At 72.8% G+C, this 25,455-nt stretch carries 27 protein-coding genes; 14 read left to right on the top strand and 13 right to left on the bottom strand.

All coding sequences use genetic code 11. The features are described from left to right. The first annotated feature begins 131 nt into the window (after positions 1-131). Entirely contained in the window at positions 132-3,206 is a 3,075-nt protein-coding gene (locus ACIBG4_RS14480; RefSeq protein WP_397202185.1) for a hypothetical protein, read from the top strand. A gap of 30 nt (positions 3,207-3,236) precedes the next feature. Here the strand turns inward: ACIBG4_RS14480 and ACIBG4_RS14475 are convergent, their stop codons facing one another. Further along, positions 3,237-3,629: an NUDIX domain-containing protein gene (locus ACIBG4_RS14475; RefSeq protein WP_397202184.1), complete on the bottom strand. Its 393-nt coding sequence runs from the start codon at positions 3,627-3,629 to the stop codon at positions 3,237-3,239. Positions 3,630-3,675: 46 nt separating this feature from the next. Between ACIBG4_RS14475 and ACIBG4_RS14470 the strand changes: the two genes are divergently transcribed. From ACIBG4_RS14470 to ACIBG4_RS14460, 3 genes are all read left to right on the top strand, one after another. Further along, positions 3,676-4,329, top strand: a complete 654-nt coding sequence (locus ACIBG4_RS14470) for a DUF6758 family protein (protein WP_355444751.1) — start codon at positions 3,676-3,678, stop codon at positions 4,327-4,329. A gap of 41 nt (positions 4,330-4,370) precedes the next feature. After that, a complete protein-coding gene (locus ACIBG4_RS14465; protein ID WP_397202183.1) occupies positions 4,371-5,081 on the top strand; it encodes an MBL fold metallo-hydrolase in 711 nt (236 codons plus the stop codon). Positions 5,082-5,165: 84 nt separating this feature from the next. Beyond that, a complete protein-coding gene (locus ACIBG4_RS14460) occupies positions 5,166-6,074 on the top strand; it encodes a RecB family exonuclease (RefSeq protein WP_397202182.1) in 909 nt (302 codons plus the stop codon). A gap of 172 nt (positions 6,075-6,246) precedes the next feature. Here the strand turns inward: ACIBG4_RS14460 and ACIBG4_RS14455 are convergent, their stop codons facing one another. The 4 genes from ACIBG4_RS14455 to ACIBG4_RS14440 form a co-directional block, all read right to left on the bottom strand. Continuing rightward, positions 6,247-6,594, bottom strand: coding sequence for a MazG-like family protein (locus tag ACIBG4_RS14455; RefSeq protein WP_397202181.1), 348 nt, complete (start codon positions 6,592-6,594; stop codon positions 6,247-6,249). 108 nt (positions 6,595-6,702) lie between these two features. Further along, on the bottom strand, positions 6,703-7,605 hold the full coding sequence (locus ACIBG4_RS14450) for an oxygenase MpaB family protein (RefSeq protein ID WP_397202180.1): 903 nt from the start codon (positions 7,603-7,605) through the stop codon (positions 6,703-6,705). Positions 7,606-7,619: 14 nt separating this feature from the next. Beyond that, positions 7,620-8,510 carry an alpha/beta fold hydrolase gene (locus tag ACIBG4_RS14445; protein WP_397202179.1) on the bottom strand — a complete coding sequence of 297 codons (891 nt, stop codon included), beginning with the start codon at positions 8,508-8,510 and terminating at the stop codon, positions 7,620-7,622. Positions 8,511-8,825: 315 nt separating this feature from the next. After that, a complete protein-coding gene (locus ACIBG4_RS14440) occupies positions 8,826-10,715 on the bottom strand; it encodes a DEAD/DEAH box helicase (protein WP_397202178.1) in 1,890 nt (629 codons plus the stop codon). 349 nt (positions 10,716-11,064) lie between these two features. Here ACIBG4_RS14440 and ACIBG4_RS14435 point away from each other — a divergent pair, with 349 nt between their 5' ends. After that, positions 11,065-11,709 carry a ferritin-like fold-containing protein gene (locus ACIBG4_RS14435; RefSeq protein WP_397202177.1) on the top strand — a complete coding sequence of 215 codons (645 nt, stop codon included), beginning with the start codon at positions 11,065-11,067 and terminating at the stop codon, positions 11,707-11,709. 559 nt (positions 11,710-12,268) lie between these two features. Here the strand turns inward: ACIBG4_RS14435 and ACIBG4_RS14430 are convergent. From ACIBG4_RS14430 to ligD (ACIBG4_RS14410), 5 genes are all read right to left on the bottom strand, one after another. Continuing rightward, entirely contained in the window at positions 12,269-12,499 is a 231-nt protein-coding gene (locus tag ACIBG4_RS14430) for a DUF3107 domain-containing protein (protein WP_310712984.1), read from the bottom strand. 121 nt (positions 12,500-12,620) lie between these two features. After that, a complete protein-coding gene (locus ACIBG4_RS14425; RefSeq protein ID WP_175605892.1) occupies positions 12,621-13,241 on the bottom strand; it encodes a TetR/AcrR family transcriptional regulator in 621 nt (206 codons plus the stop codon). A 64-nt stretch (positions 13,242-13,305) separates the two neighbouring features. Then, positions 13,306-13,515, bottom strand: coding sequence for a hypothetical protein (locus ACIBG4_RS14420; protein WP_397202176.1), 210 nt, complete (start codon positions 13,513-13,515; stop codon positions 13,306-13,308). Between the two features lie 35 nt (positions 13,516-13,550). Next, positions 13,551-14,426, bottom strand: a complete 876-nt coding sequence (ligD, locus tag ACIBG4_RS14415) for a non-homologous end-joining DNA ligase (RefSeq protein WP_397202175.1) — start codon at positions 14,424-14,426, stop codon at positions 13,551-13,553. 19 nt (positions 14,427-14,445) lie between these two features. Continuing rightward, entirely contained in the window at positions 14,446-15,351 is a 906-nt protein-coding gene (gene ligD / locus ACIBG4_RS14410; RefSeq protein WP_397202174.1) for a non-homologous end-joining DNA ligase, read from the bottom strand. A gap of 96 nt (positions 15,352-15,447) precedes the next feature. Between ligD (ACIBG4_RS14410) and ACIBG4_RS14405 the strand changes: the two genes are divergently transcribed. Continuing rightward, positions 15,448-16,347 carry a Ku protein gene (locus tag ACIBG4_RS14405; RefSeq protein WP_397202173.1) on the top strand — a complete coding sequence of 300 codons (900 nt, stop codon included), beginning with the start codon at positions 15,448-15,450 and terminating at the stop codon, positions 16,345-16,347. Positions 16,348-16,434: 87 nt separating this feature from the next. On the opposite strand, the gene ACIBG4_RS14400 is transcribed toward ACIBG4_RS14405, so the two are convergent. The 3 genes from ACIBG4_RS14400 to ACIBG4_RS14390 form a co-directional block, all read right to left on the bottom strand. Continuing rightward, a complete protein-coding gene (locus ACIBG4_RS14400; RefSeq protein ID WP_397202172.1) occupies positions 16,435-16,731 on the bottom strand; it encodes a hypothetical protein in 297 nt (98 codons plus the stop codon). A 152-nt stretch (positions 16,732-16,883) separates the two neighbouring features. Further along, positions 16,884-17,225, bottom strand: coding sequence for a hypothetical protein (locus tag ACIBG4_RS14395; RefSeq protein ID WP_397202171.1), 342 nt, complete (start codon positions 17,223-17,225; stop codon positions 16,884-16,886). A 354-nt stretch (positions 17,226-17,579) separates the two neighbouring features. Further along, on the bottom strand, positions 17,580-17,894 hold the full coding sequence (locus ACIBG4_RS14390; RefSeq protein ID WP_397202170.1) for a hypothetical protein: 315 nt from the start codon (positions 17,892-17,894) through the stop codon (positions 17,580-17,582). 359 nt (positions 17,895-18,253) lie between these two features. Between ACIBG4_RS14390 and ACIBG4_RS14385 the strand changes: the two genes are divergently transcribed. The 8 genes from ACIBG4_RS14385 (at position 18,254) to ACIBG4_RS14350 (ending at position 25,386) form a co-directional block, all read left to right on the top strand. Next, the gene (locus ACIBG4_RS14385) at positions 18,254-19,165 is read left to right on the top strand and encodes an alpha/beta fold hydrolase (RefSeq protein WP_397202169.1); all 912 of its coding nucleotides are present in this window, start codon (positions 18,254-18,256) and stop codon (positions 19,163-19,165) included. Between the two features lie 52 nt (positions 19,166-19,217). Further along, positions 19,218-20,399, top strand: coding sequence for an adenylyltransferase/sulfurtransferase MoeZ (gene moeZ / locus ACIBG4_RS14380; protein ID WP_310713001.1), 1,182 nt, complete (start codon positions 19,218-19,220; stop codon positions 20,397-20,399). Between the two features lie 151 nt (positions 20,400-20,550). Then, positions 20,551-21,273, top strand: coding sequence for a hypothetical protein (locus tag ACIBG4_RS14375; RefSeq protein ID WP_397202168.1), 723 nt, complete (start codon positions 20,551-20,553; stop codon positions 21,271-21,273). Between the two features lie 71 nt (positions 21,274-21,344). Next, positions 21,345-22,562, top strand: coding sequence for a S8 family serine peptidase (locus ACIBG4_RS14370; protein ID WP_397202167.1), 1,218 nt, complete (start codon positions 21,345-21,347; stop codon positions 22,560-22,562). A 152-nt stretch (positions 22,563-22,714) separates the two neighbouring features. Beyond that, positions 22,715-23,515 carry a hypothetical protein gene (locus ACIBG4_RS14365; protein WP_310713007.1) on the top strand — a complete coding sequence of 267 codons (801 nt, stop codon included), beginning with the start codon at positions 22,715-22,717 and terminating at the stop codon, positions 23,513-23,515. Continuing rightward, positions 23,509-24,681 carry a S8 family serine peptidase gene (locus ACIBG4_RS14360; protein ID WP_310713009.1) on the top strand — a complete coding sequence of 391 codons (1,173 nt, stop codon included), beginning with the start codon at positions 23,509-23,511 and terminating at the stop codon, positions 24,679-24,681. Before ACIBG4_RS14365 ends, ACIBG4_RS14360 begins: the two co-directional genes overlap by 7 nt. A 23-nt stretch (positions 24,682-24,704) precedes the next feature. Next, the gene (locus ACIBG4_RS14355) at positions 24,705-25,064 is read left to right on the top strand and encodes a hypothetical protein (RefSeq protein ID WP_310713010.1); all 360 of its coding nucleotides are present in this window, start codon (positions 24,705-24,707) and stop codon (positions 25,062-25,064) included. Positions 25,065-25,080: 16 nt separating this feature from the next. After that, positions 25,081-25,386: an MGMT family protein gene (locus ACIBG4_RS14350; protein WP_397202166.1), complete on the top strand. Its 306-nt coding sequence runs from the start codon at positions 25,081-25,083 to the stop codon at positions 25,384-25,386. Positions 25,387-25,455: the final 69 nt, after the last annotated feature.

Below are 25,455 nucleotides of genomic sequence, written 5' to 3'. Positions count from 1 at the left end.
CCGCCACACCTACGCCCCCGTCGTCCCCGCCCCCGTCGGCATCGGCATCGGGGGAGCCGCGCATCAGGCACTCTCCGCCGGGCCCCACGGACGACCGGGCCCGTGGGTTACCGCTGGCGTCGCCCTGGGGGATGCCGCCGTTCTCGTCGCCCACTCCGGAGGACGAGGAGCCGGAGGAGCCGCCCCGGGGGCGCCGGCCGTACAGCTCGCCCACAGCAGAGCCGGAGGCGGAGCCGCGTCGCAGGCCCCGGCGGCTGGTGAACCGGCCCGACAAGCTGGTCGCCGGCGGCCCGCCCCGCCCCCAGCCCCATCGTCCTTCCCCGCGGGGCACGGACCCCGGCGCGGAAGGGCGGGACGACCTGCCGCCCGGCGTGGTGCCGGCGGGCGTGATCCCGCCCGAGGTGGTGGACCCGGGAGTGCTGCCGACCGGGGTGGTGCCGGGCTCCTGGTTCGAGAGGCGCGACGCGGCCCCGGGCGATGTGCCCGCCGCCGACGGCGGGCACGGTCCGGACGGTGACGAGGACGACGATCTCCCGTCCCGGGCGCGTCCGTACGTGGCCGCTCCGCTGCCCGTGATCGACGCCCCGCCCCCCGCCGGAGCCACCGCCGAGACCCGGCACGCCGATCGCGAGGAGGACGGCGGCGAGCCCGGGGATGAGCCCGGCGACCGGCCCGAGGACCGCCCCGAGGACCGGCCTGTGGATCGGCCCGAGGGCCGGCCTGTGGATCGGCCCGACGACCGGCCCGAGGAGAGGCCGGGTGACGAGGTCGAGGTGCGGCGGGTGGGCAGGCCGCCGGCCGGGCGCCCCACGAGGCCCGATCTGCTCGTCGCCTCCGGCCCGCCCCGCTCCGGCGCCCACGGCGGGCGGCACCACCGGGGGCCGGCGCCCTCGGCCGTGCGGCGAGCCGGCCCCGTGCGCGGGCGGCGCAGCATGGCCGCCCCCGTGGCCGTCGTCCTGGCGCTCGCGCTGGTCATCGCCGGCACCGTGATCGTGTGGCGGTGGAACGCCCCGGGCGAGCCCGCGCTGCGCCTGGCGGCCGGCACCGGGCGCTCCGGCGACGACCTGTTCACGGTCCCGTCCGCCGGCGACGGCTCCAACCAGGTGCTCAACGACATCGCCGCCGCCGGCAAGGCCGTGGTCGCCGTGGGCAGCGACACGACGAGCCCGACGCCGCGCCCGCTGTTCCTGTTCTCGCCGGACAGCGGCAGGACGTGGCGGCTCGGCAAGGTCAGCGGCGGCGCGACGACCTCGACGGTGCGGCGGGTCGTCGGCGGCGACGGCCGCTGGCTGGCCATCGGCGGCGACGTCAGCGGGGGCGTGAGCGGGGCCGGCGGTGGACCCGGTGGTGGACGGGGCCTGTGGACCAGCGCCGACGGCCTCGGCTGGGTGGCCGTGGAGGAGAGCGGCCTGGCGGCGTTCAGGGACGGTGACGTGGTGGCCGACGTCGCGCGGACCCGGTCGGGGTTCGTGGCGGTGGGAGGCACGGCCCGGGAGGACGGTGGCCTCGGCCCGGCGGCCTGGCGGTCGTCCGACGGCCGCGCCTGGCAGCGGACCGACCTGCGCGCTCTGGACACGTTCGACCTGCGAGCGGTCGTGGCCAGGGGGGACACGGTCATCGCCGTGGCCCGGCCGGCGCAGGGCGACGGCTCACGGGTGGTGCGCTCGGCCGACGGCGGGCGCACCTGGCGGGCGACGGGGTTCCAGCTCCCGGAGGCGATGCCGCGGGCCGGGTCGCTGGCCGTGCTCCCGGAGCGGTTCGTGCTCGTGCCCACCCGTCAGCGCACGATCGAGGGCGACGTGCGGGTGTACTGCTCGCCGAGCGGCGAGCAGTGGGCGCAGTGCGGCTCGATCGGCGGGCTCGGCGGCGAGAGCCCCGGCGTCGAGTCGGTGATCACCCATCCGGGCGGCGTCGCCGTGGTCGCGCAGGCGAAGCTCGACTCGTACGAGGTGCTGACCAGCCGCGACGCGCGTACCTGGACGAAACGCGCGGACCTGGCGGGGCTGCGGGGCGCCACGCTGCGCGGGGTCACGATCACGCAGTCGGGCACGCTGCTCGCGGGCGGCGACCAGGCGGCGGCGGACGTCGACAACCAGCTCGTCCTGCTGGCCGCGCCGCCGCGCGGCGAGGCGGCGCGCGTGCGGCTGGCCGAGGTGGAGGGCCTGTCGCGGATCGCCCGCCGCACCAACGGCCTGGCCGCCCACGAAGGCCGGTACGTCGCGGTCGGCAGCGCCTCCGGCGACGCCGGGATCTGGACCAGCCTCAACTGGAAGAGCTGGACCTCGATGAGCCTCGGCGGCCCCCGCGAGCAGGAGCTCGACGACGTCGTGCACGGCCGCCGCGGCTGGCTGGCGGCCGGCTCCACGCAGACCGGCATCGGCGTCACCGAGCCGCTGCTCGTCACCTCCGAGGACGGCCGCTCCTGGAAGCGGGTGCCGGCGGGCGGCGACCTGGCCCGCCCGCAGGACCACGCCCGCCTGGCCGTGACCGCGGTGGCGGCCGGCCCGGAGGGGTACGTGCTGGCCGGCGAGGACACCGGCGCCTCCGGCACGACCGGCCCCGCGCTGTGGTTCACCCGCGACCTGCGCAAGTTCACCCGTTCCCGCAAGCTGCCGCAGGGCGGCTCCGGCGTCCGCGTGCTGGACCTGGCGGCCACCGCGAACGGCTACGTGGCCGTCGGCGCGGCCGGCGGCGGCGACGGGGAGCGCGGCGTCGTCTGGGTGTCGGAGGACGGCGTCAACTGGAAGGCCCGCAAGCGGCTCGTGCCCGACGGGGCGGCCGCGGCCGGGCTCCGCCACGTCGCCGCGTACCAGGGCCGGATCGTCGCCATCGGGACGGCCCGGGCGCAGGGGGCCCGCCGGGCGTTCGCGGCCGTCTCGGAGGACGACGGCGCCACCTGGAGCACGTCGTGGCTGCCCGCCGAGCGGGCGGCGGACGTGTACGACCTGGCGGCGACGGACCAGGGGCTGGTTGCTGTCGGCTGGCACGGCACGCCGGGCGACGCCGACAGCGCCGCGTGGATCTCCCAGGACGGCGCGTCGTGGACCCGCTCGGACCTGACGAAGGACCGGCTGGGCGGACCCGGCATGCAGTGGCTGGCGGCGGTCACGGTGACCGGATCGGAGGTGGTGGGGCTCGGCCGCAGCACCACCTATGACGCCGACCACCTCATCCTGTGGACGTCCACCCTCACGTCCGGCCGCTGAGGTCCTGACCCGGCTCGACGGAGCGCCGGGTCAGGGCCACACCTCCCACTCGCGCAGGGCCTCGGTCAGTCCCTCGGTGAGCGGCAGCCGCACGAGGTCCCGCGGCGAGCACCAGCGCGCGTCGGCCGCGTCGTCGGCGGCGGCCAGCGTGCCGCCCGTCACGGTGGCGAGGTAGTCGCGGATCTCGTACGTCACCCCGCCCGGCCCGGGGCGGTCCACGACGCCCGCGAGGCGGCCCACGGCCACGCGCAGGCCCGTCTCCTCCAGCACCTCGCGCTCCAGCGCGGCGGCGTCCGTCTCGCCCGCCTCGACCCGGCCGCCCGGGATCGACCACAACCCCTCGCCCGGCGGGTGTCCGCGCCGCACGAGCAGCAGCCGGCCCCGCCCGTCCTTGATCACCGCGCCCACACAATTTACGCGCACCTGACCAAGATTACGGCGACTCGGCGGCGCCGCCCTTGACGACACCGTGCTTCACGACGCACCGTTGATAGCTGTGACAGCGGCTCCAACCTGCCCACGGTGCTTTGGCCCGCTTCACGGGCCCAACGTGTGGTCCAGCGCATGGCGGTGCGACGCGCACGGCGACGTCATGCCCTTCCAAGCCCCCCTCCCGCCCTCGGACGTGGCCGTCGGCGCGCTGCGCAAGAGCTCGGTCGTGCCCCTGTGGATCCCGTGGCCGCTGCCTGCCGGGTGGCTCGTCACCGGGTTCGCCGAGGCGGGCGACGAGCGCAGCGGCGGCCGGGCCGGCGTGGTCGCGCTCAGCGGACCCTCGCTCGCCCACGGACCGGCCGACATGCTCCTGATCGCGGAAGAGCCGGGCGTGGGGCTGGGGGCGGCGTTCGCCGGGCTGAGCGGGCCCGACCCGGGGGAGGGGTTCGACTCCGGGCCGCCGAACGCCAAGGTCGAGGTGCTGGGCCATCCGACCCCGCTGTGGTGCGTCGGCGCGGGCTCCGACCGGGCCGTCTACGCGGGCGAGGCGCTGGGCAACTGGCTGTGGGCGATCGCCTGGCCGGCCGACGCGGGCTGCGTGATCGCCCTGACCGACCTGAGCCTCCTCGACCTGCGTGACCACGACTTCGACCTGCCCTTCGGCGCGTTCTCGCCGCGCCTCGGCGGCTGACCAGTACGCTCCGCCAGCCGGACGGACTAGAGTTCGGAAGCGTGACAGCGCGTATCGAGCGAGTGGTGACCGAGGGCGTCGTCGACATCGACGGCACCGAGCACAAGGTCGAGAACAACACCTGGATCGTGGGCGACGACGACGAGGTGATCGTCATCGACCCGGCGCGTGACGCCGAAAAGATCCTTGAGCAGGTCGGTGAGCGTGAGGTGCTCGCCGTTATCTGCACCCACGGCCTGCCCGACCACGTCGGCGCGGCCATCGAGGTGGCGAGCAGGGACGAGTCCGTCATCGCCCTCCACCCCAAGGACAAGCAGCTGTGGCGGGACACCTGGACCGAGACGTGGCCGGACATCGAGATGGAGGACGACGGCGTCTTCGGCGTCGCCGACGTCCAGCTCGACGTCATGGAGACGCCCGGCATCAGCCCCGGCGGCGTGTCGCTCTACTCCGAGGCGCTCGGCGCCGTGTTCACCGGCAAGACGCTGCAGGCCGACGGCCCGGGCAAGCTCGGCGGCGAGTACCCCGCCCTGCCCGACCAGCTCACCGCCATCGGCGGGCGCCTGTTCACGCTGCCCGGTGACACCCGCGTGCTGGCCGCCCACGGCGACGAGGTCACCATCGGCGACCTGGAGCCGCACTTCGACGACTGGGTGTCCGGCTCGCTGACCCGCACCGCCACCGAGGAGGAGGGCCCGCTCGCCGACGGCACCCGCGTCGCGGGGATCAGGCTCGACCCGGGCGACGACTAGGGTGCGAGGGCTCCGCAGCGACCGGAGTGACGAGGGAAGGCGGCGGCTCCGCGGCGACCGGGCCGCCCGCACGGGGTGGAGGCCATGAACGCCGACCAGCTCCCCCTGGAGGGGATGCCGCGGCGGCTCTACTCGTGCACGCCGTCGCGGCTCAACACCTGGCTCGACTGCCGGCGCCGTTACCGGTTCACCTACCTCGACCGGCCTCAGCCGCCCAAGGGCCCGGCCTGGGCCCACAACAGCGTCGGCGCCAGTGTGCACAACGCGCTGGCCGGGTGGTGGCGCGAGCCGTACGAGCGGCGCACCCCGCTGACCGCGGCCATCCTGCTCACCAACGGGTGGATCAAGGAGGGCTTCCGCGACGAGGAGCAGTCGGCACGGTGGCTCGGCCGTGCCCGTGACCTGGTCTCCGGCTACGTCAGCACCCTCGACCCCTCCGACGACCCGGTCGGCGTGGAGCGCACCGTCGCCACCCGTACCAAGGTCCTCGCGCTGTCCGGGCGGATCGACCGGCTCGACCGGCGGGGCGACGAGCTGGTGGTCGTGGACTACAAGACCGGGCGGCGGCCGCTCACCCAGGACGACGCCCGCTCGTCGCTGGCGCTGGCCGTCTACGCGATCGCGGCCTCCCGGATGATGCGCACGCCCTGCCGCACCGTCGAGCTGCACCACCTGCCGACCGGCGAGATCGTGGAGTGGCGGCACACGGACGAGTCGCTGGAGCGGCATCTGGGGCGGGCGGAGGAGATGGCGGCCGAGGCGTCCGCCGCCGACGAGCGCTACCGCGAGGCCGTGGCCGCGCCTCCGTCGTCCCGGTCGAGGGCGCCGCGGGGCGCTCCGCAGGGGCCGGCGGTGCGGGTCCCGCCCGAGGTCGAGGAGCTGTTCACGCCCAGCCCGGGGCCGATCTGCTCCTGGTGCGACTTCCGCCGCCACTGCCCCGAGGGCCTGGCCGCGGGCCCCGACCGCAACCCCTGGGACGGCCTCGCCGACTAGGACTCCTCAGATCCGCCGACGGTCTCGTACCTGATCAGGAGACAGCCCCTCAGCCTTCAAGATCGGCGTGCTCGGCGATGCCGGGACTGCCGGCCGCTCACGGCGCCGGCGGCCGTCTCCCGGGCTGGACGACGCCCCGTTCAGGCGAGGCCGGCCACCGGCAGTGACCCGTTCAGGCGAGGCCGGCTCGCCGGGCGACGACATCGACGTGCTCGGAGAGCAGTTCGAGCAGGTCGGCCGGCTCCGGGTCGTCGGCGTGCAGGTGGGCCAGGGCCGTCAGGGCGGTCATGGCCACGTCCAGGAGCTCGTACTCGACATCCTGGCGCGTGGCGGACCGGCCCTTGCGGGGATTCTGGCCGGTGACGCCGACGAGTGCGTTGATCGCTTCACCCGCCTCCTCGGCGACCTTGGCGACCCTGCCCCACAGCAGCGCCTCAGGGTCACGGTCGAGGTTTTCCGGCGACTGGTCGATCCAGGTGGACACCGCGCGGATGAGCGCGTTGGTCCGGTCGTGGTTCATCGACCCGGACTCTACCGGCCGCCGGGCCCGCCCGGACACGGGACTGGATCGGGACCGATATCGGTTCGGGCGTGGAGGCGCCGACACCCCGCCCGCACTACGGGCCGGTCAGTTCTTCGGCCGGCGGCGCGGGTCGGTCAGGCCCCTGAGCCCCTTGCTCACGTCGTAGCCAGCCGCGCCGAGCCGCTCGCGGCAGCCCCGCAGCATGGTCCGGGTCGCCGGCATGAACGCGCGGTCGTGCACCGGCTCCGGCAGGCTGTTGAGCGCCAGCCGGAACCCCCGCAGCCCCGCCGTCACCAGTCCCGGCGGCACCTCCGGCAGCACGCCGTACATCCGCCTCGCCCACTCCGGCAGCGAGTAGTAGCACAGCGCGCCGAATGGGAAGTAGAGCGGCTTGCCCGCCGACAGATGCCGCAGCTCCCGCGGCAGCCTCGGCCACAGCAGGAACCGCACCGTCGCGGCCGCCTCCTCGGTGACGCGCAGCGACGGCCGCGCCTGCTTGAAGTAGGCGTCCATCTCGGCGCACGACCCCGGCACGTCCTCGGGGTGCAGCCCGACGTAGGCGGCGCTTCCGCGCTGCTCGCGCAGGTAGCGGTCGGCGTCGCGCTCCGTCAGGCCGAGCCCCCCGCGCCGGGCCACCTCCAGGTACGACGACACCTCGGCGCAGTGGACCCACAGCAGCAGCTCGGGGTCGTCCACGCGGTGCCTCGCGCCCGTGTCCGGGTCGGTGACGCGCAGCGCGCGGTGGATGCCGCGCACCCGCCTGCCGATCTCGGCCGCCTCCTCGGGGCTGCCGAACGTCACCCGCCCCACGAAGTCCGCCGTGCGGCGCAGCCGGCCGAACGGGTCGTCCTGGAACGTGGAGTTCTGCCAGACGCCGCGCATGGCGAGCGGGTGAAGCGCCTGGAGCATCAGCCCGCGGACACCGCCGACCCACATGGAGCGGTCGAGGTGGACCCGCCAGGTGGCGCTGTCAGGAGGTTGGACGACGATCTCGTCGATGCCGGCCATGATGGGCAGCAGGATTACACGGAGACGGACCTGGTGTCCAAATGGCGGCTCTCCGCCCGGTTCCAGAACCTGACGAGCGCGGCCGCCGTCGTCTCGGGTGCCTCCACGGCCGGCGAGTGCGCGGCGCCGGGCACGACCACGATCTCCGCGCCCAGGGCCGTGGCCATCTCCGCCTGCGTCTCGGCGGGCCAGCCGTCGTCGTGCTCGCCGTACAGGACGAGCGTCGGCACCTCGACCTGGCGCAGCTCGTCGGTGCGGTCGTGCATGCTCACCACCTGCTCGGCCATGCGGGACAGACCGGTCGGGGAGTTGGACAGCAGCCGCCTGCGCAGGAACGCCAGGATCTCGTCGGACACCCCCGCGGACAGCGCCTCCGGCTCGAAGGCGTCGTCCCAGACCTGCTCAAGGCCGAGCCGCGGCACCTCGTCCATGATCCGGCGGCTGGCGTGCGCCCGCCGTCCGACGATCGCGGCCGGGCCCGAGCTCATCAGCGTGAACGAGGCGAACTTGGTGCGCCCGTCGATGACCGCCTCCCGCGTCACGAGACCGCCGAAGGAGTGACCCACCAGATGGAGCGGCTCGCCGTCGGCGACGACCTGGGCCAGCAGGTCGATGTCGGCGCCGAGCGCGGCGCACGTGTAGGCCTCGGGGTCGTCGGGGCCGGGCGTCTCGTACTGCCCGCGCAGATCGACCGCGAGCACCCTGCGGCCGGACTGGGCCAGCGTCTGCAGGACCGCGATGAAGTCCTCCTTGCTGCCGGTCAGGCCCGGGACCATCAGCGCCGGCCAGCGCTCCGCCACACCGCTGACGGGCAGCGCCTCAAGGGCCGCGAAGGTGCCCTCGGGCGTCTCCAGCTTCTGCGGCACAACGCCAGGTGGCAGGTTGAGGAATCGCGGCGTACTCACGTGGGGCAACAATACCCCGAGGTCAGCGGTCCGACACCGGCGAAGCTAGGACGCTGGTGCGAGTTCAGAGGAGTTGTCCGCATGCGCGAAGTGGAGTCCGGCCGGCGGCTGAGCTGCCGCGCCGCCTGACGCGCGGTCGCTCCTGACGTCCCGTTCCGGCGTGCCGTGCGGTGAACGCAACCGTGCGGTGAACGCGACAGGGCCGGTGAACGCGACAGGGCGGTGAACGCGACAGGGCGGTGAACGCGACAGGGCGCGCACCGCGAAGGTGCGCGCCCTGTCGTCCGGACGTGTCCGGAGGTTCTTCCGGAGGCGTCAGCCCGTGCGGCGGCGATTACCGCCGCCACCGCTGCCGCCACGAGCCTGGCGGCGCTGCTGCTTGCGCTCCGTCGCGGCCGACGGCGCGATGTCGTCGTCGTCCGTCGCCAGATCGGGCGACTGGAAGATCACCGCGAACGGGCTCGGCGGAATGATCCGCTCCGGCTCCTTGCGGGCCGGGGGCGGCGGGGTGGACAGGAAGCTCGGCTCCGGAACGCGCTCGGCGACCGGCTCCTGAACGCGCCCGCGGTCCTCACCGCGTCCGCGCTCGGCGACGTCCTCCCGAGCACGTCCGCGCTCGGCGACGTCCTCCTGAGTACGTCCGCGCTCCGTGGACGGCTCCTGGGCACGGCTCCGGGAGATGACGGGCTCCTTCTCCTTGACGCCCCGATCCTTGACGCCCCCATCGTTGACGTCGCGATCCTGGACGTCCCGCTCCTTCGCCTCCCGCGGGCCGGCCTCGGCGGCCGGCTGGGCGGCGGAGCGGCGGGTACGGCGGCGCGGCTCGGCGGCCACCGCCTCCACCTCGTCCGCGGAGATGATCGCGGGTGTCTCGTCGGTCCTGCGCGAGCGGTTGTCCACGACCTCTACCTCCGCGGTCTCGACGGGGCTGTCTTCGGCCAGCTTGCCGCCACGGGTGCGGCGGCGCTGACGCGGCGTGCGCGGCGGACGCTCCTCGCGCTCCTCACGCTCGTCGCGCCGGCGACCCCGTACGCGCGGGCGGCCGGTCTCACCGAGGTCCTCGATGCGCTCGGCCGACAACCCCACCCGCGAGCGGTTGGCGTGCGGCAGGACGCCCTTGGTGCCCTCCGGGATGCTGAGCTCGGAGTAGAAGTGCGGCGACGTCGAGTAGGTCTCCGCCGGCTCGGCGAAGTCGAGCCCGAGCATCTGGTTGATCATCTTCCAGCGGGTCAGCTCCTCCCACTCGACGAAGGTGACCGCGATGCCCGTGCGCCCGGCCCGGCCGGTGCGGCCGATGCGGTGCACGTAGGTCTTGTCGTCGGTGGGCGCGTCGTAGTTGACCACGTGGGTGACGTCGTCGATGTCGATGCCGCGCGCCGCCACGTCGGTGGCGACCAGCACGTCGATCTTGCCGTTGCGGAACGCGCGCAGCGCCTGCTCCCGCTGGCCCTGGCCGAGGTCGCCGTGGACGGCCGCGACCGCGAACCCGCGGGTGTCGAGCTGCTCGGACACCATGTCGCAGGCCCGCTTGGTCTCGCAGAAGACCATGGTGAGCCCGCGGCCCTCGGCCTGGAGCAGCCGGGACACGATCTCGATCTTGTCCATCCGGTGGACCCGCCAGACGAGCTGGCGGACCTGCGGGGTGGCCTCGCCCTCGCCGCTGTCGTGCTCGGCGCGGACGTGGGTGGGCCGGTTGAGGTACTTGCGCGACAGCCCGACGATCTCGCCCGGCATGGTCGCCGAGAACAGCATGGTCTGCCGCTGCTCGGGGATCAGCTTGAAGATCCGCTCGATGTCGGGCAGGAAGCCCAGGTCGAGCATGCGGTCGGCCTCGTCCAGCACGAACGAGGTGACCTGGCTGAGATCGAGATGCTTCTGCTTGACCAGGTCGAGCAGCCGGCCGGGGGTGCCGACGATGACGTCGACCCCGGCCTTGAGCGCCTCGACCTGCGGTTCGTACGCGCGACCGCCGTACACGGTCAGCACGCGCGAGCCGAGCTTGCCCGCGGCCGTGACCAGGTCCTCGCTGACCTGGGTGGCCAGCTCGCGGGTGGGCACGACGACGAGCCCGCGCGGCTTCTTGCGGTTCTTGCGCGGCTTGCCGATGCTCTGGAGCATCGCGATGCCGAACGCCAGGGTCTTGCCGGTGCCCGTGCGGGCCTGTCCGATCAGGTCCTGGCCGCTCAGTGCGAGCGGGAGTGCCATTTCCTGGATCGGGAACGGTGTGGTGATGCCCTCGGTCTCGAGGGCATCGGCGATTTCTGGAGTGACTCCGAGGTCTCGGAAAGTCGTCAGCGTGGCCTGCCTCAGTCTCAAATGAAGGCGGGCCTGCCGGGACCGACGGGCGGAAAACGTTCCCCGTTGCCTGGGTCCTCGCGGTAGAGCCAGCCCTCTCGCGTCATTAGCGACCGCGGCCCGGGGAGCGGGGGTTTTCGGGGGGATCCCCCGAATTTACACAGTGCGGTCGCACTTTCACAGAGCAGTGTACTCGATACCACAACGTTGGCCGAGCTTCTGGATGTTCCCGAAGATTTCGCGAAGTACGCTGCGTTCCATGAAGGAGTCTCCTGGAGTGGTCGATCTGCTCGGTGTGCTGGCATATGCCGAGCTCAGCGCGTTCGCGCGGATGACCGAGGACGCCGCGTCCCTGGCCCCCTCCCTGGCGGACCGGGCGGCGCTGAGCGAGCTGGCCCTGGCCGAGTACGCGCACTTCCGGCTGCTGCGTGACCAGCTGGCCGAGCTGGGCGCCGATCCGGAGGAGGCCATGTCGCCCTTCGTGGAGGCACTGGACGGCTGGCACACCCAGACCGCGCCGGGCGACTGGCTGGAGGCGCTGGTCAAGGCGTACGTGGGGGAGGGCATCGCGTTCGACTTCTACCGGGAGGCGGCCAAGCGGCTGGACCCTCCGCTGGCCAAGCTGGTGGACCAGGTGCTCGCGGACGAGGGCCGGTCGCAGTTCGCGGTGGAGCGGGTCAGGGCGGCCCTGGAGGCCGACCCGGTCGCCGCGGGCAGGCTGGCGCTCTGGGCGCGGCGGCTCGTCGGCGAGGCGCTCAGCCAGGGGCAGCGCGTGGCGGCGTCCCGGCCGGAGCTGGCGCGCATGCTGGTCTCCGCGGACGCGGACGACCAGGCGGAGATCTCGCGGATGTTCGCCCGGCTGACGGAGGAGCACGGCAAGCGCATGACCGCCCTGGGGCTGTGACGCCCGGGCACAGCGGGCGCCCAGCGCCAGGGGGCGCGTCCGGGGCCGCGGCGCCCCAGGAGGGCCTACGGCGGCGGCGCCCAGGAGGGCATGCGGGGGCGGCGCCCAGGAGGGCATGCGGGGGCGGCGCCCGGGAGGGCGTCCGGCGGCGGCGCCCGGGAGGGCGTCCGGCGGCGGCGCCCGGGAGGGCATGCGGGGGCGGCGGACGTCCGGGCGGGTGTCCGCGGGCCTCTCAGGACAGGCGCGGGGTCCTGAACCTCCTCAGGGGCAGGCGCGCGCTCCTGGGCGGGTGAGCCGGCAGCCCCATGGTGGCCGGTCGGCCGGGAGACCGGCCTTGGACGGCTCGATGGCTGGACAGCGCGCGCTCTCCCTGCGGAGCACGGGGCGCGAGGTCCAGCGACTGGGTCCGCATCTCGTCAAGGAACCGCCGTGGCGGCGCCAGGCCCTCATAGATGCACGGTACAGCGGTTTCGCCTTCCGCGCCCGCCCCGGCGTCGAGCGGGGGCGGGCGCGGGGCGATCGGCGGGGGTGGCTGGGGGCGCTCCCCCTCCGCGTCAGGTCAGAGGGTGCCGCCGAAGCCGACCGGACGGGACTCGTCCTCGCCGATCTCGACGAATCCCAGCGACGAGGTGGGCACGAGCACACGCCTGCCCTTCGTGTCGGTGAGCGAGACCACGCCGCGCTCGACCGCCAGGGCGTTTCTGATCTCCTCTTCGACCTGCTCGGCCGACAGCTCGGTCTCGACGACGAGCTCGCGGTGTACGGACCGCACACCGATCTTGACTTCCATCGTGCTCCCTTTCGTGCCTGTGGACGCGGCCGCTCCGAGCTGACGCTCGACGGGGGCTGGCCCCTCCATGGTCGCCCCTCCGGGGCGGGAGCGGGCGGAGTGATCGCGCCCAGCGAACGGGTTAAGCCGTACGCGGAAAACCGCTGATGCCGCGCCAGGCGAGCCGGGCGACGAGCTGCTCGGCCGCCTCCTTGGGGATGGAGCCGTGGGTGGTGACCCAGTACCGGGCGCTCACCTCGGCCATGCCGACCAGGCCGACGCCCAGGAGGTGGGCCTCGTCGCTGGTGCAGCCGGTGTCCTCCTGGATCACCGCGCTGACCATCTCCGCGCACTCGCGCAGCGAGCGCTCCACGCGCTGGCGCACCGGCGCGACGTTGCGCAGGTCGGACTCGAACACCAGGCGGAACGCCTCGCCCTGGGTGGAGACGAAGTCGAAGAACGCCGCGAAGGTCGCCTGCACCCGCAGCTTGTTCTCGTGGGTGGAGGCCAGGGCCTCGCGGCAGCGGTTGACCATGTCGTCCACGTGCATGTCGAGCAGCGCCAGGTACAGCTCAAGCTTGCCGGGGAAGTGCTGGTAGAGCACCGGCTTGCTGACCCCGGCCCGGTCGGCGATCTCGTCCATGGCGGCCGCGTGGTAGCCGTTCTCGACGAACACTTCCTGGGCGGCGCTGAGCAGCTGCCGGCGGCGGGCGAGTCGGGGCAGCCGGGTGCCCCGGGGCTTGGCGTCCGGGGTTGCTGTCACGCGGGTCTCCCATGGGTCTGTTCAGTGTGCCCTGTCGGCACATCCTACGTGCGGGTAGGCGGCCTCACCGGTAGTCGTCGTCATCGAGGTCCACGACGCGGTCCTGGTCGGCCGCGTCGGCGGGATCGGCCTCCAGCGGGAGCGAGGCACGCGGTCGTCCCGTCTCCTCGCGGTGGGAGCGCTGCTGCTCGGCGGCGTCGGCCTCCGGCGCCTCGATCGACAGCTCCTCCTCCTCGAAGGTGCGGTCGTCGTCACGCGTGTCCATCTCCGACATGTGAGGTCCCCTTCCAGATGTGGATGTTCACCAGACTACGCCCGGGCGAAAAGATCGCCGTGCTCCTCCGCGCGCGCCAGCACGTCGGCCGCGGTGAAGACCAGGTCGTCGGGGTGTTCGCAGCTCTCGACCTCCTCCCACAGCAGGGGCGTGGAGACCGTCGGGCGTTGCCTGGCCCGCAGCGAGTAGGGCGCCACGGTGGTCTTCGCCGGGTTGTTCTGGCTCCAGTCGATGAACACCTTCCCGGGGCGAGCCTTCTTGGCCATCACGCTCACCACCTGGTCCGGGTGCTCCTTCTCCAGGAGCTGGGCGAGTCTCCTGGCGTACGCCGACGGCTCCTCGCGGCAGTCCCAGGAGGCGTACAGCTGCATGCCCTTGTTGCCGCTCGTCTTCGGCAGGGCGGTCAGTCCCTCGACGCGCAGCACCTCGCGCAGCGTGAGCGCCACCTCGCAGCACTCCACGATGGTGGCCGGGGCGCCCGGGTCGAGGTCGAAGACCAGCGTGTCGGGCGCCAGCGCCTGCCCGTCCTCCGACACCCGCCACTGCGGGACGTGCAGCTCCAGGGCGGCCAGGTTGGCGTAGTACACGAGCGTGGGCAGGTCGTCGACGACGGCGAAGTCGATGGTCTCGCGGTTCTTGGTGCTGCCGGGCGCCGGGAGCCGGGCCGTGCGGACCCAGCCGGGGGTGTGCTCGGGCGCGTTCTTCTCGAAGAAGAACGCGCCTTCGACGCCGTTGGGGTAGCGCTTGACGGTCAGCGGCCGGCCCCGCAGGTGGGGGAGCAGGAGGGGCGCGACGCGGCTGTAGTAGTCGATGACCTCGGCCTTGGTGAAGCCGTCCTCGGGGTAGAGGATCTTGTCGAGGTTGCTGAGCACCAGCTCGCGCCCGTCGACGCGGACGGGGACCTTCTTCACGGCGTGACCTCCGCGGCGCTCACAGGGTGACCTCCGCGGGGATCTTGTCGGGGCGCAGCCCACGCCACACGGGGTGCCGGAGTCTCAGGTCGTCGGTCCACATCGTGTAGGCCACCTCCCCGACGAGGTCCGGTCTAACCCACCGGTTGCGCCACGGCACGGGATCGCCGAACGGGCTGTGCCGGATCTCCAGGGGCGCCAGCAGGGCGTACAGCTCGCCGAGCGCGGCGTCGGTGAATCCGGTCCCGACGTGACCGACGTACCGGAGCCCCTCGCCGGTGAACACGCCCATGAGCAACGACCCGATGCCGCCCGCCCGGCGGCCCTTGCCGGGTTTCCAGCCGCCGACGACCACCTCGGTGGTGCGCAGGTGCTTGACCTTGACCCACCACGGGGAGCGCTCGCCCGGCCGGTACGGGGAGTCCAGCCGCTTGGCGACGACCCCCTCCAGGCCCTGCTCCCGCGTGGCAGCGAGCAGGTCCGACTCGCCGGGGAAGTACGGCGGGGCGCCGGCGTCCAGCTCGTCGAGCAGGCCGCGCCGGTCACGGTACGGCAGGTCGAGGAGCGGGGTGCCGTCGAGGTACAGCAGGTCGAACGGGAGGAAGGTGATGGGGCGGAGGCGCAGCACGGCAGGCCCGGGGTCGGTGAGGTTCATCCGCCGTTGCAGCCGCGTGAAGCTCGGCCGGCCGCGGGGGTCGAAGGCCACCAGCTCGCCGTCGATGACGACACTCTTCACGCCGAGCCCGGCGGCGGTCTTCGCCTCGCGTACGGATATCTCCGGATAGCGGCGGGTGTAGTCGGCGCCGTGCCGCCCGGTCAGCCGCAGGCCGCCGTCGAGGTGGAGGAGCGCCCGGATGCCGTCCCACTTGACCTCCAGGCCGTAGCCTGCCCGGTCCTTGGGGAGTTCACCGGGGACGGCCAGCATTGGTTCGATCGAATGTGGCAGTAGGTATGGCATTCCTTGCCCCATGACGGGTATGTGCCCATTGGCCGGCCACCTGTTACCGCTTGAGGAGTGACCATGCGCAGCATCTGGAAGGGTGCGATCTCCTTCGGGCTGGTCACGATCCCCGTCAAGCTCTTCTCCGCCACGGAGCAGAAGGACGTCACCTTCCACCAGGTCCACCGCGAGGACGGCGGACGCATCCGCTACAAGCGGGTCTGCACGGTGGACGGCGAGGAGGTCTCGTACTCCGACATCGCCAAGGGGTACGAGCTGGCCACCGGCGAGATCGTGGTGCTGACCGACGAGGACTTCGAGGACCTGCCGCTCAGCTCGTCGCGCCGCATCGACGTGCTCCAGTTCGCCCCGGCCGAGCAGATCGACCCCATTTACTTCGCCAAGTCGTACTACCTGGAGCCGGACGGGCAGGGCGCCAAGCCATACGTGCTGCTCCGGAACGCGCTGGAGAGCTCGGGACAGGTGGCGGTCGTGAAGGTGGCGCTGCGCCAGCGCGAGTCGCTGGCGACGCTGCGGGTGCGCGACGGCGTGTTCGTGCTGGAGACGATGCTGTGGCCGGACGAGATTCGCAAGCCGGACTTCGAGTTCTTGGAGGAGGACATCGAGGTACGGCCGCAGGAGCTCAAGATGGCCGAGTCCCTGATCACCACGATGGAGTCCGACTTCGACCCGACCGAGTACCACGACGCCTACCGCGAGGCTCTGCAACAGGTGATCGAGGCCAAGGTGGAGGGCAAGGAGGTCGTCGCGCCCCAGGAGGGCGAGGAGGAGGGCGGCCCCGCCGTGGACCTCATGGCCGCGCTGCGGGCCAGCGTGGAGGCCGCCAAGCGGGAGCGCTCCGGCCAGCCCGCCAGGGGCAGGAAGACGGCGGCCAAGGAGCCGAAGGCCGTCGAGGAGAAGGGGACGCGCAAGGACGAGGAGAAGGCCGCCCCCAAGCGCAAGACCCGCAAGTCCGCCTGAGCCTCGCGGCCGGTCCACCGCGAACGCGGAGCGCCGTGCGACCCGCAGGTCACACGGCGCGTTACGTACGGTTTGCCCGCTGCCCGGTTACTGGGTGGGCTTCTTGGTGATCGTGACCGTGGGCCGCGGCTCCGGCCGGGACGTCGAGATCGAGAAGGCGTCGGCGTCGGCGTGGTTGTGGTTGGTGCTGACGTTGTTGTTGCGCAGGCGGATCCTGATGCGGTTGCGGTGACCGTCGCCCCAGCCGCCGGCCTGCAGGCCGACGGAGGCGGTCGGCGTCGTGGCCGAGGCGGACGACATGGTGACGGAGGCGATGGCGACGACGCCGCCGGTCAGCGCGACGGCGGTCACGACGCCCGCGACCGCGTGCTTGTACATGGACATGCGGATGCTCCTCGAAACGTGATGGTTGATGGCGCTACACAACGAACGAGTGCCTGCGTTCGCAGGGCCGCCGCTCGGCGGGACCTGACGACGGTGAACGCAGGCACTCGATGGATGAGCCGAGGCTCATTCCGGAAAACTTGACCGGTCGGCTACTCGCCGTTGCCGTTGCCGTTGCCGTGCTCGTGGTGCTCGTTGCGCGACACGGAGATGGCGTCGGCGTCGGCGTCGTTGTCGTTGGTGTTGACGTTGTTGTTGTTGATGTGGAAGCGCAGCCTGATCCTGGAGTTGCCGCCGTTGTTGCCGCGGCCCCAGCCGCCGCCCCAGCCGCCGCAACGCCAGCGGCAGCCGCAGCCCCAGCTGTGGCCGCAGCTCGTGCTGAAGTCCACGGAGGTGGCACCTGCGGTGGCCGTGGTGGTGGCCGCGCCCAGAGCGACGAATCCGCCGGAAAGGGCCGTGGCGGCCGCGAGGCCCGCCATCGCGTGCTTGAACATGAATTCTCCCCGAAGAATGGTGAGTGAAAGTGCCGCCCGGGCGCTTGCTGCGGCGCCGCGGGAATGGCCGGTGAAAGCGCTCCGGAGGTACTGCCGAACGCGCCGGGAAATGGGCTGGAGTTTCCCCGGTCCAGCTACGGGTTCCACGTCTTGCTATGGTTCTCTGCGATTTCTGCGGTGCCCGTGTCCGCCGAGGGGGGTCGCCGCTCGTCCTGGCGAACGACGACCCCGATGAACACGGGCGCTCCTCAGTTGTGAGCGCGGGGCTCACCCCGGCCGGAAAAGCGGCGCACGGCTCACGTGCGCCCCGGCCGGCCTGGCGCTCCGATGGAGCGCCTCAGAGCGGACGACGGGTCAGTCCTCGTCGTGCTCGCCGTTGCGCGACACGGAAACGGCGTCGGCGTCGGCGTCGTTGTCGTTGTTGTTCACGTTGTTGTTGTGGATGTGGATGTGGATCTTCACGCGCTGGTGGCCGCGACGGCCGCCCCAGCCACCGCGGAAGCCGCAGCCCCAACGGCGCCAGCAGCCCATGCTGAAGTCACCCGACGTGCTGGTGACCGTGGTGGCACCGGCGGACGACGCGGTGGTCAGCGCGCCGACGGTGACCACGCCGCCGGTCGCGGCGGTGGCCAGCGCGAGACCTGCGATTGCGCTCTTGAACGTGGGCATTGAGTTCCCCCCTAAAGGATCGGTTGCCCTGGTTCTTTTGGCATTTCCGTCCTGAACGGAATATGCCGTGGATGGTGACCAAAAGCCCCATCCGACGCTTTTCATTTCCGGCGGCCGGGGGCTGCAAACGAGAATCGGGCCGTTTTGCTATACCCTAACGGTCCCATTGCTCTTATTAAGTGTTTATGAAATGAATTGCCATGATATGTCCGTTTTGCTCTGTCAGTTCTGCGGATATGCCGCACGAATAAAAGCAGCCACATCCCGAAAAATGCTATTAAGTCCCTTATGTCATGGGATGGTGTGATGTGTCGCGAGGCGGGTCGCTATCGTGGACTGGGCGCGAACGAGGAGGGCACATGGCAGCGGAGCTGATCCCGCACTGGCCAGGACGCATGGTCGGCTCGGTGCACGTCAGATCCACCCCGGACGGCGCTCCCGAACAGGCCGTGTTCGTCCATGGGCTGGCCGGGGCCGCCACCAACTGGACGGACCTGATGGACGAGCTCAAGGACGTCGTCACCGGCCACGCGATCGACCTGCCGGGCGCCGGCCACTCACCGGCCCCCGAGGACGGGGACTACAGCGTCGCCGCGCACGCCAGGGCCGTCATCGGCCTGATGGAGCGCACGGGGCCGGCCCACCTGTTCGGCAACTCGCTCGGGGGAGCGGTGGCCGTCCGCGTCGCCGCGGAACGCCCCCGCCTGGTGCGCTCACTCACGCTCATCTCGCCCGCGCTGCCCGACCTGCTGCCCAGGTACGGGCCGGTCCGCGTGGCCGCCGCGGCGACGCCCAGGCTCGGCGAGTGGGTGGCCGACAAGCTCCGGCTCGTCCCGGCCGAGCAGCGCATCAACGCCTCGTTCGCGATGGTGTGGGCCAACGTCGGCGCCGTCCATCCCGTACGGCTGCGCGACGCCGTCGAGGAGCTGCGCAGGCGCGACGACCTGCCGTACGCCGGAGCCGCCATGATCGGCTCGGCCCGCGGCATCGTCGCGGAGTACTTCGCGGAGTACTTCCGGCGCGGCGCGGACAGCCTGTGGCGGTGCGCCGCCCGCGTCCAGGCGCCCACGCTGATCATCCACGGCCGGCACGACCGGCTGGTCCGTCCCGCCATGGCCGCCAAGGCGGCCCGCACGTTCCAGCAGGTCAGGCTCGTTCTGTTGCCCAGGGCGGGGCACGTGGCGATGATGGAGATGCCCTCCGTGGTGGCCGCCGAGGCCCGCCGTCTGATCGGTGAGACGCGATTGGGGAATGCCCCGCTCACCGGCTAGGTTCCAACCTGAGGAACGTGAGATGGGTCCCCCTGGAACGGGAGCGTAGAAAGTGTCGTTGCCACCGCTGGTCGAGCCGGCCGCCGAGCTGACCGTTGACGAAGTGCGCCGCTACTCACGCCACCTGATCATTCCCGACGTGGGGATGGCCGGGCAGAAGCGGCTGAAGAACGCCAAGGTGCTCTGCGTGGGCGCGGGCGGCCTGGGCTCCCCCGCGCTGATGTACCTCGCGGCGGCGGGCGTCGGCACGCTCGGCATCATCGACTTCGACGTCGTCGACGAGTCCAACCTGCAGCGCCAGATCATCCACGGCCAGTCCGACGTCGGCCGGCCGAAGGCCGAGAGCGCCGCGGCGACCGTCCGTGAGATCAACCCACTGGTCGACGTGATCGTCCACAACACCGCGCTGACCAACGACAACGTGATGGAGATCTTCTCCGGCTACGACCTCATCGTCGACGGCACGGACAACTTCGCCACCCGTTACATGGTCAACGACGCGGCGGTCCTGCTCGGCAAGCCGTACGTGTGGGGCTCCATCTACCGCTTCGACGGGCAGGCGAGCGTGTTCTGGGCCGAGCACGGCCCCTGCTACCGCTGCCTCTACCCGGAGCCCCCGCCTCCCGGCATGGTCCCCTCGTGCGCCGAGGGCGGCGTGCTCGGCGTGCTGTGCGCGTCGATCGGCTCCATCCAGGTCAACGAGGCCATCAAGCTGCTCACCGGCATCGGCGACCCGCTCGTGGGCCGGCTGATGATCTACGACGCCCTGGAGATGAAGTACCGCGACGTCAAGGTCCGCAAGGACCCCGAGTGCGTGCTGTGCGGCAAGAACCCCACCGTCACCGCGCTGCTCGACGACTACGAGGCGTTCTGCGGCGCGCTCTCCGACGAGGCCGCCGAGGCGGCCTCGGGCTCCACGATCACCGCGCAGGAGCTCAAGGCCATGCAGGACAACGGCGACAACATCTTCCTCGTGGACGTTCGCGAGCCGAACGAGTACGAGATCGTCTCCATCCCCGGCGCCACGCTGATCCCGAAGGGCGAGTTCCTCAACGGCTCGGCGCTGGAGCGGCTGCCGCAGGACAAGCGCATCGTGCTGCACTGCAAGTCGGGGGCACGCTCGGCGGAGGCGCTGGCCATCGTCAAGAACGCCGGCTTCTCCGACGCCGTCCACGTCGGCGGCGGCGTGCTGAGCTGGGTCAAGACCGTGGACCCCAGCCTGCCGTCCTACTGACCGCGGAGTGCTTCACCCGGACCGGCCGTCCCTCGGGGCGGCCGGTTCTTTCGTCTGCTCCGGCCTGCCGGTGGTCCGGAGATAGACCGGTTTCCGCTGCTGGTCCGGTTTCCGGGGATGGCACCGGGTCGCCCGCATTAAGGTCGAAGCCGTGGACATTGCCCGCCCCTGCTGGCCTGCCCTCGTGGTGGCCTCCGCGCTGACGCTCGTCTGCGCGGTGACCGCCGGGGTGGCGGCCGGTGCGGCGGGCACGGAGCTGACCCGCGGCCCGAACACCGCCGAGCTGCGCGCCGCCGTCAAGCGGGAGACGGCCGAGCGGTGGCGTGTCTGGCCGGCGGGGCGCGTCTTCCCGGCCCGCCTGGCGTACTCCGCCGAGCAGGGCGGCATCGAGCAGGCCAGCCGGATCGGCATCTCGCCGCGCACGGGCTGCGCCGGGGCCGTGGACCCGGCCGCCGACGCGGCGCTGCGCCGGGCCGGCTGCCGGGCGGTGCTCCGCGCCACCTACATCGACGCGCTGCGCGGCGTGCTGGTCACCGTGGGCGTCGCCGCGTTCCCCGACGAGCGCGCCGCCGCCCGCGCCACGGCTGCCTTCCCGCAGGCGGGAGAGCCGGTTCCCGGTCTGCGCCCGCTCGCGTTCCGCGGCACGGTCGCCGACCGCTTCACCCCGTCCGTACGGCAGGCCGGCTCCGTACGCCAGGGCGGGCCGTACGTGGTGCTGACCACGGCGGGACAGGCCGACGGGCGGCCGGCGCGGACGGCGGGGGAGCAGCGGCCGGCCGTCTTCTCGTACGGGAGCGAGCTGGCCGCGCACGTCCTGCACAGCCTGACCACTCCCAGCCTGCCCGACTGCGCCGCGCCGGAGTGGCGATGCTGAACCCCCGAGCACTGAATCCCCGAGGGCTGAATCCCCGAGCGCTGAATCCCCGGGCCCTGAGATTCCGGGTGATGAGATTCCGGGTGATGGGCGCCGGTGTGGTGGCGGCCGGGGCGGTGCTGGTCGCCGGGGCGCCCGCGCTGGCCGACGACGTGCGCGGCGAGCAGCAGCCGGTCATCGACACCCTGGAGCTGCCCAGGGCGTGGCGGGCCACCAGGGGCGGCGGGGTCACCGTGGCCGTGCTCGACTCGGGCGTGGACTCCCTGCACCGCGACCTGGCCGGCTCCGTGACCGTCGGCAAGGACTTCACCAAGGGCGCCAACCCGCCGGGCGTGCGCCCCCTCCGCCTGCACGGCACGTACATGGCCTCGCTCATCGCGGGCCACGGGCACGGCCCGGACGGCTCGCGCGGCGTCATCGGCGTCGCCCCCGAGGCCGAGATCCTCTCGGTGCGGGTGATCCTGGAGGACGAGGAGCGGGGGTTCCGGGTGTTCAACACGCATCCGCGCTTCGAGAACGTGGTGGCGCGGGGCATTCGCTACGCCGTCGACAAGGGCGCGGACGTGATCAACCTGTCGCTGTCGAAGGAGCTGCCGACCAGGGAGGAGCGGGCCGCGATCGGGTACGCGATCTCCAGGGGCGTCGTGCTCGTGGCCGCGGCCGGCAACGACGGGGCGCGCGGGGGCGGCGCCGGCCATGAGGCGCCGTACTCCTATCCGGCGGCGTTCCCCGGCGTGGTGGCGGTGGGCGCGACGGACCGGCGGCTGCGGCGGGCGACGTTCTCCAACGGCAACTCCTCGGTGGTGGTGGCCGCGCCGGGCGTCGACATCATGGGTGCGGGACCGGGCGACCAGTACTGGATCGGCCGGGGCACCTCGCAGGCGACCGCGCTGGTCTCCGGAGTAGCCGCCCTCATAAAAGCGAAATATCCGGAAATGTCGCCGCCATTGGTCGCCCGAGCCCTCACCGCGAGCGCCATCGACCGGCCCCCGGGCGGCTACGACACGGGCACCGGGTTCGGCGTCGTGAACGCCCGCCGCGCCCTGGCCGAGGCCGCCCGGCTGGCCCGCCACACCGAGACCGCCACCGGCGGCCAGGCCCAGGATCCGGCCTACCCTGTGGGAGGCGGGGCGTCGGCCCCCGTCCAGGTGGTCGCGCGCGACCGGGACAGGGTCCACGCCTACGTCGCCGTGGCCGCCGTGGCTGCGGGCGGGGCGCTGGCCTCCGTGGCCGCCATGTACCTCCTGGTCAGGCGCGTGCGCCGCGCACACAGCCCCCAAGACGCATGATCCGCGTGCCAAGGGGGACGAAATACACACCGAGCGACCCCGGGAACGAGGCGGTGGTGAAGGCACGTAGGACGAATTCGGGGCTCCCGCGCGCCGGAGGGACACCGGGACGGCGAAATCCCCTGGGCTCCCAGTCCGGTCGCCGCTCGCGGGTGCGTGCCTGGCCGGCGGCCACCACCCGCGCCGGCACAGCCGCCCGGGAGCGTGCCGAGCGGGAGGAGTTGCGGCGTGGCGTGCGCTACCGCCGCTGGTTCGTCGTGCTCGTCGGCGCCGTCATGGCCATGTCGGCCGTCGTCGTGCTGCTCGGGACCGTCGGGCTGCTCGCCGAGAACCGCTCCCGCCCCCTGACCCCCGCCGAGCAGAACCGCTACAAGCAGGAGGAGATCGCCCGCCGCTGGCAGGCGTGGCCGGCGACGGGCGTGTTCCCGGAAGAGGTCAAGTACCAGGGACTCGACAGTGCCCAGCAGTACGCCCGGCGCGTCGGCATCGCCCCCGAGACCGAGTGCCGCGACGGCGTGGACGCCTCGGTGGCCGCCGTCCTCGACGACCACGGCTGCGTGACCATGCTCCGCGCCACGTACGTGGACCAGACGGCCACGTTCGTGTTCACGGTCGGCGTGGCCGTGCTCAAGGACGAGGAGGCCCGGCTGTCGGCGACCGAGCAGCTCAGCCAGGACGACCGGGTGGGCGTGCTGCCCGTGGCGTTCCCCGGCACGGTGACCGAGCGGTTCGGCACCGAGCAGCGCCAGCGCGCCGGCTGGGTGGGCGCCGGGCCGTACATCGTGTTCTCCACCGCGGGCTACGCCGACGGGCGCACGCGCGCGGCCGTCCCGCCGGAGGAGATCCTGCACAGCGAGCTGTGGCCGGCCGCCAAGTCCATCGGCAACCAGATCGCCTACTTCCTCGCCGACCCGCCCAAGGTCCCGCCCTGCACCCAGGGGAACGTGTGCTGACCGCCGCCGTCCGCGTGCTCGCCGCCGCGGCCCTGACCCTGCAGTCCCCCGCGAGCGTCCCCGTACGGGAGCAGCAGCAGTGGGTGCTCGACGCGCTCAACGTCGAGCAGGCGTGGGCCGTCACCAAGGGCCGCGGCGTCACCGTCGCCGTCATCGACAGCGGCGTGGACCCGAAGCTCAAGGAGCTGCGCGGCAAGGTGACGACGGGTCCCGACATGAGCACCTCGTCCGTGCAGCGCGAGGCCAGGCCCGGCGAGCACGGCACCTCCATGGCCGCGCTCGTCGCCGGCTCGGGCGCCAAGAACGGGCTGGTCGGCGTCGCGCCCGACGCCCGCATCCTGTCCGTGCCGCTGGCCCTGGACGAGGAGCCCGGCACCGGCACCATCGAGCCGGCGCCCGCCCCCCGTCCCGACGAGGACTCCGGCCTGGAGAGCCCGCTGGCCAGGGGCCTGCGCTACGCCGCCAACCACGGCGCCCAGGTCGTCAGCATGTCGATCGGCGGCTACGGCCCGCTCAAGTCCGAGCGCGAGGCCGTCTCGTACGCGCTGGGCAAGGGCGTGGTGCTGGTCGCCGCCGTGGGCAACGACGGGCAGACCGGTTACGCCCAGCAGAAGGGCACCTCCTACTGGAGCTTCCCCGCCGGCTACCCGGGTGTCATCGGCGTGGCGGCCGTGGACAAGCAGGGCAGGCGGGCCCCGTTCAGCAGCGACAACCTGTCCGTCCTCGTCGCGGCGCCCGGCGTGGGCGTGCCCGTGGCCAGGATGGGGGGCGGCTACGAGCCGTCCGAGGGCACCAGCTCGGCCGGCGCGCTCGTCGCCGGGGTGGCCGCACTGATCAAGGCCCGCTACCCCGCCCTGCCGCCCGAGCGGGTGGCGCAGGCCCTGTCGTCCAGCGCGCGCGGCCGTCCGGCGGCCGGGTACGACGACAAGGTCGGCTTCGGCGTGGTCGACGCGGGCGCCGCCCTCAACGCCGCCGAGCGTCTCGCGCAGGCCAAGCCCGCGCCGGACGTGTCCGACGACCTGCACTTCGGCGAGGGGGAGGACAGCCCGGCGCCGTCGCGGCCCGGGCCCGAGCCGTGGCGGCTCTGGCTGTTCGGCGGGGCCGCGCTCGTGGCGCTGGTCACGTTCAGCGGGGCGATCATGGCGCTCAATCAGCGTAGAGGGTGAAAGATCCGCTATGGTCCCGCGTCATGGGATACGAGCTGCGCGTGGTCCGGGAGGCGCCGATCGCCTACGCCGACCTCGCGAGGGCGATCGCGCCGGCCGGGTTCGAGCTGCGCGGATCGCGGGAGATCGTCGCCAGGCACGGCGGCGGCGCGCACACCGTGGCACGCTGGACCGACCAGGTGGTCGGCGAGCCCGGATCCGACTGGCAGGTGGCACAGCTCGTCCGGCTGGCCGCGCTGCTCGGCGCCCGGCTGGTCGGCGAGGACGGTGAGAGCTACACGCTGCGCGACGGCGTGGTCCAGGTGACGGCCGGCGGCACGACGACCGATCTGGGCAAGTTCGACGAGATCATCGACGCGGGTCCCGCCGCGTGGGGACCATGACGCCGCGGGGCCGCCGGTGAACCCGTACGCGGAGCGCGTCCTCCAATTGGTGGAGTCCATCCCGCCGGGCCGCGTCATGTCGTACGGCGACATCGCCGAGTATCTCGGCGAGGGCGGCCCGCGCCAGGTCGGCGCCGTGATGTCCACGTGGGGCGGCGGCGTGCCGTGGTGGCGCGTCGTCCACGCCGACGGCGGGGCCGCCTCGGCCGGTCATCTCCAGGAGTGCCTCGCGCACTGGCGGGCCGAGGGCACGCCCAGACGGGGCGAGAAGGCCGACATGCGGGCCGCGCGCTGGGACGGGCGTTCAGTGGATTCTCAGTAAAACGTTTGAGCTGCGGATTCGCCCCGACGGTGCATCTGCGGTACGAGACTCCCCTTAGCATGGGCAAAA

The organism is Nonomuraea sp. NPDC050383, assembly GCF_044459125.1.
In the GTDB taxonomy this organism is placed as follows: domain Bacteria; phylum Actinomycetota; class Actinomycetes; order Streptosporangiales; family Streptosporangiaceae; genus Nonomuraea.
The sequence above is the reverse complement of the archived record's forward strand: the minus strand, read 5'-3'. Positions and strand labels throughout refer to the sequence as shown.

Excerpts from the sequence above, each read along its gene's own strand:
- ACIBG4_RS14480 (WP_397202185.1), top strand. The coding sequence starts at position 132 with ATGCCGCCGTTCTCGTCGCCCACTCCGGAGGACGAGGAGCCGGAGGAG.
- ACIBG4_RS14460 (WP_397202182.1), top strand. The coding sequence starts at position 5,166 with ATGAACGCCGACCAGCTCCCCCTGGAGGGGATGCCGCGGCGGCTCTAC.
- ACIBG4_RS14455 (WP_397202181.1), bottom strand. The coding sequence starts at position 6,594 with ATGAACCACGACCGGACCAACGCGCTCATCCGCGCGGTGTCCACCTGG.
- ACIBG4_RS14450 (WP_397202180.1), bottom strand. The coding sequence starts at position 7,605 with ATGGCCGGCATCGACGAGATCGTCGTCCAACCTCCTGACAGCGCCACC.
- ACIBG4_RS14440 (WP_397202178.1), bottom strand. The coding sequence starts at position 10,715 with ATGGCACTCCCGCTCGCACTGAGCGGCCAGGACCTGATCGGACAGGCC.
- ACIBG4_RS14435 (WP_397202177.1), top strand. The coding sequence starts at position 11,065 with ATGAAGGAGTCTCCTGGAGTGGTCGATCTGCTCGGTGTGCTGGCATAT.
- ACIBG4_RS14430 (WP_310712984.1), bottom strand. The coding sequence starts at position 12,499 with ATGGAAGTCAAGATCGGTGTGCGGTCCGTACACCGCGAGCTCGTCGTC.
- ACIBG4_RS14420 (WP_397202176.1), bottom strand. The coding sequence starts at position 13,515 with ATGTCGGAGATGGACACGCGTGACGACGACCGCACCTTCGAGGAGGAG.
- ligD (WP_397202174.1), bottom strand. The coding sequence starts at position 15,351 with ATGCTGGCCGTCCCCGGTGAACTCCCCAAGGACCGGGCAGGCTACGGC.
- ACIBG4_RS14405 (WP_397202173.1), top strand. The coding sequence starts at position 15,448 with ATGCGCAGCATCTGGAAGGGTGCGATCTCCTTCGGGCTGGTCACGATC.
- ACIBG4_RS14400 (WP_397202172.1), bottom strand. The coding sequence starts at position 16,731 with ATGTCCATGTACAAGCACGCGGTCGCGGGCGTCGTGACCGCCGTCGCG.
- ACIBG4_RS14395 (WP_397202171.1), bottom strand. The coding sequence starts at position 17,225 with ATGTTCAAGCACGCGATGGCGGGCCTCGCGGCCGCCACGGCCCTTTCC.
- ACIBG4_RS14390 (WP_397202170.1), bottom strand. The coding sequence starts at position 17,894 with ATGCCCACGTTCAAGAGCGCAATCGCAGGTCTCGCGCTGGCCACCGCC.
- ACIBG4_RS14385 (WP_397202169.1), top strand. The coding sequence starts at position 18,254 with ATGGCAGCGGAGCTGATCCCGCACTGGCCAGGACGCATGGTCGGCTCG.
- ACIBG4_RS14370 (WP_397202167.1), top strand. The coding sequence starts at position 21,345 with ATGAGATTCCGGGTGATGGGCGCCGGTGTGGTGGCGGCCGGGGCGGTG.
- ACIBG4_RS14355 (WP_310713010.1), top strand. The coding sequence starts at position 24,705 with ATGGGATACGAGCTGCGCGTGGTCCGGGAGGCGCCGATCGCCTACGCC.